The organism is Burkholderia sp. Tr-862, from assembly GCF_011753085.1.
Taxonomy (GTDB): Bacteria; Pseudomonadota; Gammaproteobacteria; order Burkholderiales; family Burkholderiaceae; genus Burkholderia; species Burkholderia ambifaria.
Window position 1 is genome coordinate 42081 of sequence record NZ_VWWG01000042.1, and the last position, 8386, is coordinate 50466.

The 8386-nt window shown below is 67.8% G+C and carries 1 protein-coding gene; it reads left to right on the plus strand.

The features are described 5' to 3' along the window. Positions 1-42: 42 nt before the first annotated feature. Positions 43-8386, plus strand: an 8344-nt coding sequence (locus F3J14_RS14650; RefSeq protein ID WP_166723603.1) for a non-ribosomal peptide synthetase, incomplete at its 3' end; no start/stop codon positions are given.

Below are 8386 nucleotides of genomic sequence, written 5' to 3' on the forward strand. Positions count from 1 at the left end.
TCGGGTTGTTTCAGGTGAACAAAACGTTTCAAGGAGTTTCCCGTGCAAGACAATAACGTGCTGGTCACCGACCATCGCTATGCATCCACCGCGCGTTTCTGGCGCGAAAGCCTTTCCCAGGTCGCCGGCGTCTACCGGATCGCGGCGTACGCCCCGAGTCAGCAGGCGGGCAGCCCGCTGTCCCGCACGGTGCGGCTCACGCCCGCGTCGCTCGACCTGTTGCGGCGCATCGGCGACGGCGAGCTCGCCGAATTCGCCGTCACGGCGGCGGGCATTGCGTTCCTGCTCTGGAAATACTTCCGGATTCCGGTCACGGTGCTCGGCACGCCGGCGCTGGCCGGGCATCCGTCGGCCAGCGCCGCCACCGTTCCGCTGATCATCGAGGTCCGTCCCGAGGAGCGCATCGAGGACTACCTGTCGCGCGTGGCCGGGATCGTGGAAGACAGCTACGCCGAGCCTCAATTCCCGCTTGAAACGCTCGTTCGCAACGAGAAGGACATGGCGCTCGCGCAGCTCACGAAAGTCGCGCTGGCGGACGATCGGGTGCACCATGCACCGACCGGTCGCGACGACGATCTGCAATTGCATCTGCGGCTCGCGCGCGGCGAAATCGAGCTTCGTTACAGCGGGGCCATCGAGCCTTTCATCATCGACGGTTTCGCCGGCAGCCTCGGCGCGGTGCTGGAGGCATTCGAACACCTCGACGCACCCGTCGGCGACATCGAATCGGCCCCGCCGGAAGAGGGCCCGCTGCTGGCCGCCTTCAACGAAACCACGACGACCGGCCCCAGCCACCCGACGGTCGTCGCCATGTTCGAAGCGCAGGTCGCCCGCACGCCGACGGCGCCGGCCCTGGTCACCGACAGTTCGCTGATGACCTACGCCGACCTGAACGCCCGGGCCAACAGCCTCGCGCATCAATTGCGCGAACACCACGGCGTCGGGCCGGAATCGCTGGTCGGCATCATGCTCGACCGTTCCGAATGGATGATCGTCGCGATTCTCGGCATCCTGAAGGCGGGAGCGGCGTTCGTTCCGCTGGACCCGGCGTATCCGGCCGAACGGATCAATCACATCCTCGGCGACACCGGCCTGTCGCTGCTGGTGACCCAGTCGAGTCAACTCGCGCAGTGGTATGAATTCTCCGGCGTGACGCTGCTGCTGGACCAGGAACTCCCCGGCTGGACGCCGCTGCCGGACAACCCGCCGCACCGTGCCGAACCGGCGCACCTGGCCTACGTGCTCTACACGTCCGGCTCGACCGGGAAACCCAAAGGCTGCCTGCTCGAACACCGGAACCTGGCCCACTACATCGCGTGGGCCGCCGCGTACTACTTTCCGGAAAGCACGACCGGCAGTTTCGGCCTGTACAGCTCGCTCTGCTTCGATTTCACGCTCACCAACATCTTCTGCCCGCTGGTGCGCGGCAAGACGCTGCGCATCTATCCGCAGTCGGAAAGCATCGACACCATCCTGGCCCGGATGTTCCAGCCCGGCAGCGGCGTCGACACCCTCAAGCTCACGCCCACCCACATTCACTTGCTGGAATACATGAACCTGGCGCGCTCCGGCGTGCGCAAGGTGATCGTGGGCGGCGAGGAACTGACGCCCCAGCACATCGCCACGCTGCGCAAGATCGATCCCGCGATCGAAATCTACAACGAGTACGGTCCCACCGAGGCGACGGTCGGCTGCATCGTCGAGCGCGTCGAGGACGCGCCGCCGACGGTGCTGATCGGCCGGCCCATCGCCGACACCCGCGTGTACATGCTCGACGACGCGCTGCGGCCGGTTCCGCTCGGCGTGCCCGGGGAAATCTGCCTCGCCGGCGCGGGCCTTGCACGCGGCTACCACCAGCGGCCCGACGTCACCGCCGCGAAATTCGTCGAGCATCCGTTTCCCGGCGAAGCGCGCATCTATCGCACCGGCGACATCGGCCGGTGGCTGCCCGACGGACGTATCCAGTGCTACGGACGCGTCGACCACCAGGTCAAGATCCGCGGGCACCGCGTCGAACTCGGCGAGATCGAGGCCGCGATCGCCGCGCACGAGGACGTCGTCGGCGCGGCGGTCATGCTGCGCGAATCCGCCCACGGCGTGCGCAAGCTGGCGGCCTACGTCAAGGGCGCCGCGAGCCTGAGCGTGCCGGACCTGCGGGCCTATCTGGCCGGGAAGCTGCCGGACTACATGGTCCCGTCCGACATCATCCCGATCGCCGAATTCCCGCTCAACGCCAACGGCAAGCTGGATCGCCCGGCGCTCCTGGCGCTGGAGCCCAACGCCGCGCCCGACACCGCCAGTCTCGACGCCACGCCGATTCAGCTCGAGCTCGTGCGCATCTGGCGCGACGTGCTCGACAATCCGGCCGTCGATCTCACCGGCCGCTTCTTCGACTACGGCGGCGATTCGCTGCAAGCCATGCAACTGGTCTCGCGGATCTGGAGCAGCTTCTCCGTAGAGATCGGCATCGACGCGATTTTCGAACTCCAGACCATCAGCGCGGTGTCCGACCTGATCGAAGCGTCGTCGCCCCACGCCGGTTCGACGGCCGGCACCATCGTGCCCCGCTCGCGCGCGAACGACCTGCCGCTGTCCTTTCCGCAGCAGCGGCTGTGGTTCCTCGCGCAACTGGAAGGCCCGTCGGCCACCTACAACATCTCGAGCGCGCTGCGCTTCGACGGCGAGCTGGACATCGCGCGCCTGCAGGCAGCCGTGTCCGAGATCAGCCGGCGTCACGAGATCCTGCGCACGACGTTTCCCGCCGTCGACGGCCGCGGGGTTCAACGCATCGCGCCGCCGGCGCCGGTCGCGCTCGACGTCGTCGATGTCGCCAGCGAGTCCGACACGCTCGCGATGCTCGCGGCGGAAGCCGACCGCCCGTTCGATCTCGCCGCCGGGCCGCTCTATCGCGTCGTGCTGTATCGCGTCCATGAGCGCCTGCACGTCTTCGGCATCGTGATGCATCACATCGTTTCCGATGCATGGTCGTCAGGCATCCTCATCGGCGAACTGGCCGCGCTCTATGCCGGCGAGTCGCTGCCGGAACTGGCCGTCCAGTACGCGGACTACGCCGTGTGGCAGCACGAGCGCCTGGCGTCCGCCGACACGCATCGGGAACTGGCGCTCCTGAGCGCCGCGCTGGCGGATGCGCCGGACCTGATCGAGCTGCCCACCGACCGCCCCCGGCCCGCCGTCCAGCAGTTCCGCGGCGCGGTCCTGCCGTTCCAGCTGAGCGGCGAACGCGCCGACGGCCTGCGCGCGATTGCCCGCGCGTCCGGCACCAGCACGTTCATGGTCGTGCTCGCCGCGTATGCGCTGCTCCTGTCGCGATACAGCAACCAGCAGGACCTCGTCATCGGCTCCCCGATCGCCAACCGGCGTTCCAGCATGACCGAGCCGCTGATCGGCTTCTTCGCGAACATGCTCGCGCTGCGCGTGGACCTGTCGGGCAATCCGACCTTCGGCGAACTGCTGGCGCGTGTGAAGCGCGTCGCGCTCGACGGCTACAGCCGCCAGGAGATTCCGTTCGAGCAGGTGGTGGACTCGCTCGAGCTCGAACGCAACCTGAGCCGCACGCCGGTGTTCCAGGTCGTGTTCGCGTACGAGAAAGCGCCGTCCCAGCCGGTGAGCTTCCCCGGTCTCGTGGCGACGCCGGTGGCGGTGGAGACCCACACCGCGAAGTTCGACCTCACGCTGCATGTGCAGGATGCCGACGACGGCCTCGCGGGCTCGCTGGAATACAACCTGGACCTGTTCGACGCCGCCACGATCGATCGCATGGCGGAACACTTCCGCACGCTCGTCGATGCCGTGATCGCCGATCCGGACCGGCCGCTCGGCGCGCTGTCGTTGTCCAGCGATGCGGAGCGGAACCGGCTGACCGTCGAGTGGAACCGCACCGACACGGACTTCGGCGAAGCCGCCGCGCAACCGCTGCATCGCCTGTTCGAACAGCAGGTCGAGCGCACACCCGACGCCGTCGCCGCCGTCTTCGACGATTCCACGCTCACCTACGCCGAACTCAACCTGCGCGCCAACCGCCTCGCCCACCACCTCATCGCGCTCGGCGTCGGCCCCGATGCGCTCGTCGGCGTCGCCATGGAGCGCTCCCTCGACATGAGCGTCGCCCTACTCGCGATCCTCAAGGCCGGCGGCGCTTACGTCCCCGTCGACCCCGAATACCCCGCCGAGCGCGTGCGCTTCATGATCGACAACGCGCAGTTGCGCTGGCTCCTCACCCAGCAGCATCTGCTTGACGCGCTGCCCGACACCGACGCCCGCGTGATCGTCGTCGATCGCGACACGCTCGACCTCGATGCCGCGCCCGTGTCCAACCCCGCGCCCGCGCTGAGCGGCGACAACCTCGCCTACATGATCTACACCTCCGGTTCGACCGGCAGGCCCAAGGGCGCGCTCAACACTCATCGCGCCATCACCAACCGCATCCTGTGGATGCAACACGCGTACACGCTCGGCGCCGACGATGCCGTGCTGCAGAAGACCCCGTTCAGCTTCGACGTGTCGGTCTGGGAATTCTTCTGGCCGCTCATCACCGGCGCGCGCCTCGTGTTCGCCCGGCCCGGCGGCCAGCGCGAGACCGACTACCTGGTCGAACTCATCGAGCGCGAACGGATCACCACGGTCCATTTCGTGCCCTCGATGCTGCGCGCCTTTCTCGATCATCCGGACCTCGACGCGCACTGCGCGTCGCTGCGCCGCGTCGTGTGCAGCGGCGAGGCCCTGCCATACGACCTGCAGCAGCGTTGCCTTGCACGCCTGGACGTCAGGTTGTTCAACCTCTACGGCCCCACCGAGGCCGCCGTCGACGTGACCGCATGGGAATGCCGGCGCGATGACCCGCACCGTATCGTGCCGATCGGCCGGCCCATCGCCAATACGCGCCTCTACGTCGTGGACGCGCAGCTGCAGCCCGTGCCGGTCGGCGTGGCGGGCGAGTTGCTGATCGGCGGCACGCCGGTCGGGCGCGGCTACCATGGCGAACCCGAACTGAGCGCCGAGAAGTTCATCGCCGATCCGTTCTCTTCAGACCCGCATGCACGCCTCTACCGCACCGGCGATCTCGCGCGCTACCGGCCCGACGGCAACATCGACTTCCTCGGCCGCATCGACCACCAGATCAAGCTGCGCGGCCTGCGCATCGAACCCGGTGAAATCGAGGCGGTGCTGCGCGAGCATCCGTCGGTCGACGACTGTGTCGTGATCGCGAAAACCGACGGCGCCCGGACGTTCCTGATCGCCTACGTCGCGACCGCATCGCCGGACCTCGCCGATATTCGCGGCTATCTGAGCGGCAAGCTCGCGGACTACATGGTGCCGTCGAAGTTCGTCATGCTCGAATCCCTGCCGCTGCTGCCCAACGGCAAGATCAACCGCAAGGCGCTGCCCGTCCCGGCGGACACGGTCGACGCGGCCCAGCCGCACGCGCCGGCCGTCACGCCCCGGGAAATCCTGCTGGCGTCGATCTGGCAAGACGTGCTGCAACTGCCGTCCATCGGCATCCACGACAATTTCTTCGAACTGGGCGGCGACTCGATCCTGAGCATCCAGGTGATTTCGCGCGCCAATCAGGCGGGACTTCGCGTGACGGCGAAACAGCTGTTCCAGTATCAGACGGTCGCTCAGCTGGCCGCGGCGCCTGAAGAACGGGCAGCGCACGCGTCGAGCGTCAGCCCGCTGGGCGATGCGCCGCTCACACCGGTCCAGCACTGGTTCTTCGAACAGGAGATCGATACGCCGTCGCACTACAATCAAACGGTCCTGATCCAGGTGCCGGCGGATATCGACGCGTCGAGGCTCGCCGACGCGTTCCGACAAGTGTACGAACATCACGATGCATTGCGCCTGCGTTTCTCGCGCAGCGCGGGCCACTGGACTCAGGAAGTCGTCGCCGCCGGCGAGATGCCGGCGCTCTTCGCGAAGGAAGTGCTGGCAGGCGACGCCGGCGAGCGCATCGCGGCGATGCGCGCCGCCGCCGAGGAAGCGGAACGCGGTATCGACATCACGCATGGCCCGTTGCTGGCAGCCCGGCTTTTCTGCTTTGCCGACGAACCGCTCGCCCGCCTGTTCGTGTCGATCCATCACCTTGCGGTGGACGGCGTGTCATGGCGCGTGCTCCTCGAGGACCTGCATGCCGCGTACCACGGCCGGCCGTTGCCCGCGAAGACGACTTCATTCCGCGAATGGGCGTTGCATCTGCAGCAACTGGCGCGGTCGCCGGCCATCGGCGACGAGGCCCCACGGTGGCAAGCCCTCCTGTCGCAGGACGTCGAGCCCATGCCGGTCGATTATCCGGCCGCGGGCGCGGCCAATAAAGCGGCCAACAATGCAGTCGGCGACGTGGCATCCGTTTCATTCGAGCTGGACGAAGCCGACACCACGGCGTTGCTGCGCCGGCTGCCGCGGGCCTACGACACCCGCATCAACGACGTGCTGCTCGTCGCGCTCGCGCAAGCCTGCAGCATGGCCACCGGCAACGCCCGCACCCGTATCGATCTCGAAAGTCACGGCCGCCACGTGTCGGATGCGCCGCTCGACGTCACCCGAACGGTGGGCTGGTTCACCTCCATCTACCCGATCGTGCTCGAGGCCGACGCGATGCACACGCCGGAGGAAGCGCTGCGTGCCGGGCAGCAACAGCTGCGCCGGATTCCGGCCGACGGCCTCGGGTATGCGCTGCTCCGCTACCTGAGCCCCGACGAAGCCGTGCGTGACAGCCTCGCCGCGCTGCCGAATGCCGATATCCTGTTCAACTATCACGGGCAGCTCGATACCGTGTTGCAGCAGTCCGACGGCTGGAGCCCGGCGGCCGAAGACCTCGGTTCGCTGCGCGCCGAGCGCTCCCGGCGCACGCACGCGTTCGAGATCGTCGCCGCCGTTTCCGACGGCAAGCTTCAGGTGGATTGGCGCTACGGCGAGCGTCTCCACCAGCGGCAGACGGTCGAAAACCTGGCCGCGCACTTCAAGGACCGGTTGCTCGACTTCGTGGCGTCGGTTCCCGACACCGCGTGGGAAAACATCGAAGACAGCTACCCGCTGTCGTCCCTGCAGCAGGGCATTCTGTTCCATTCGCTGTACGAACTGGACCCTGCCGCCTACTTCCAGCAGTTCAGCTTCGTCGTCAGCGGCCCGCTCCAGGTGCCCGCGCTCCGGCAAGCCTGGGCCAACGCGCTCGCGCGCCATCCCGTATTGCGCACCGCGTTCGCGTGGGCCGATCGCGACCATCCCGTCCAGACCGTCCTGCACACGGTCGACCTGCCGTGGACGTTCCTCGACTGGCGACACCGCGATGCGTCCCGCCGCGCGCAGGACTTCGATGCGTTCCTCGCTGACGACCGGCGGCGCGGCTTCGATCTGCATCGGGCGCCGTTGTTCCGCTGCACGCTGATTCAGGAAGCGGAGGCACGCCATCGTTTCTGCTGGAGCGCGCACCACATCATTCTCGACGGCTGGAGCACCGCCACCCTGATGAAGGAAGTGTTCGACGATTACCTGTCGCTCGCCCGCACCGGCACGCCCACGGTCGCGTCGTCGGCGCCGGAATACCGCAGGTACATCGACTGGCTCGCGCGTCATCCTCGCTCGGCCGACGAAGCCTGGTGGCGCGCCGAGCTGGCCGGGTTCCATGCCGCCACGCCGATCGCGGCCAATCCGGCCCGGCAGATCGCCGGCGACGCCGCGCGACAGGACACGCTCAGGACACAGCAATTCCTGCTGGACGAGGCCCTGACCACCCGGCTGCAGGCGCTCATGCGCACCCATCGCCTCACCCTCAACGTCCTGATACGCGCGGTCTGGGCCCTGGTGCTGCGGCGCCACGCCGGGACGAACGACGTCGTGTTCGGCGTCACCGTGTCCGGCCGCCCGCCGCAGCTCGACGGCGTCGAGTCGATCGTGGGGCTGTTCATCAACACGCTGCCGTTTCGCGTGCGCATCGCGCCGGAGCGCCCCTTCGTCGAGTGGCTGGCGGAGGTCCACGCAGCCCAGACGGCGATGGAGCCGCATTCGTACAGTTCGCTGGTCGATATCCAGTCATGGAGCGAACTGCCCGCCCGCGACAGCTTGTTCGACAGCCTGCTGGTGTTCGAGAACTTCCCGGTTGCCGCCGCTCCCGATCTCGGGCCCGACGGCATCGAGATCCGCGACACCCGCGCCTTCGCGGAATCGAATTACCCGCTGACCCTGACCGTACACCCGGATAACCGCCTCGCCTTCCATATCACGCACGACGCGCACCGCGTCGCCCCCGACGCGGTGCGGCAGATGCTGGGCACCATCCGCGCGTTGCTGGAACGATTCGCCGACGATCCGGCCCAGCTGACCGGCCAGCTCGCCGATGCGCCGGCGCAGGGCGCCGGCAGCCGGCCGG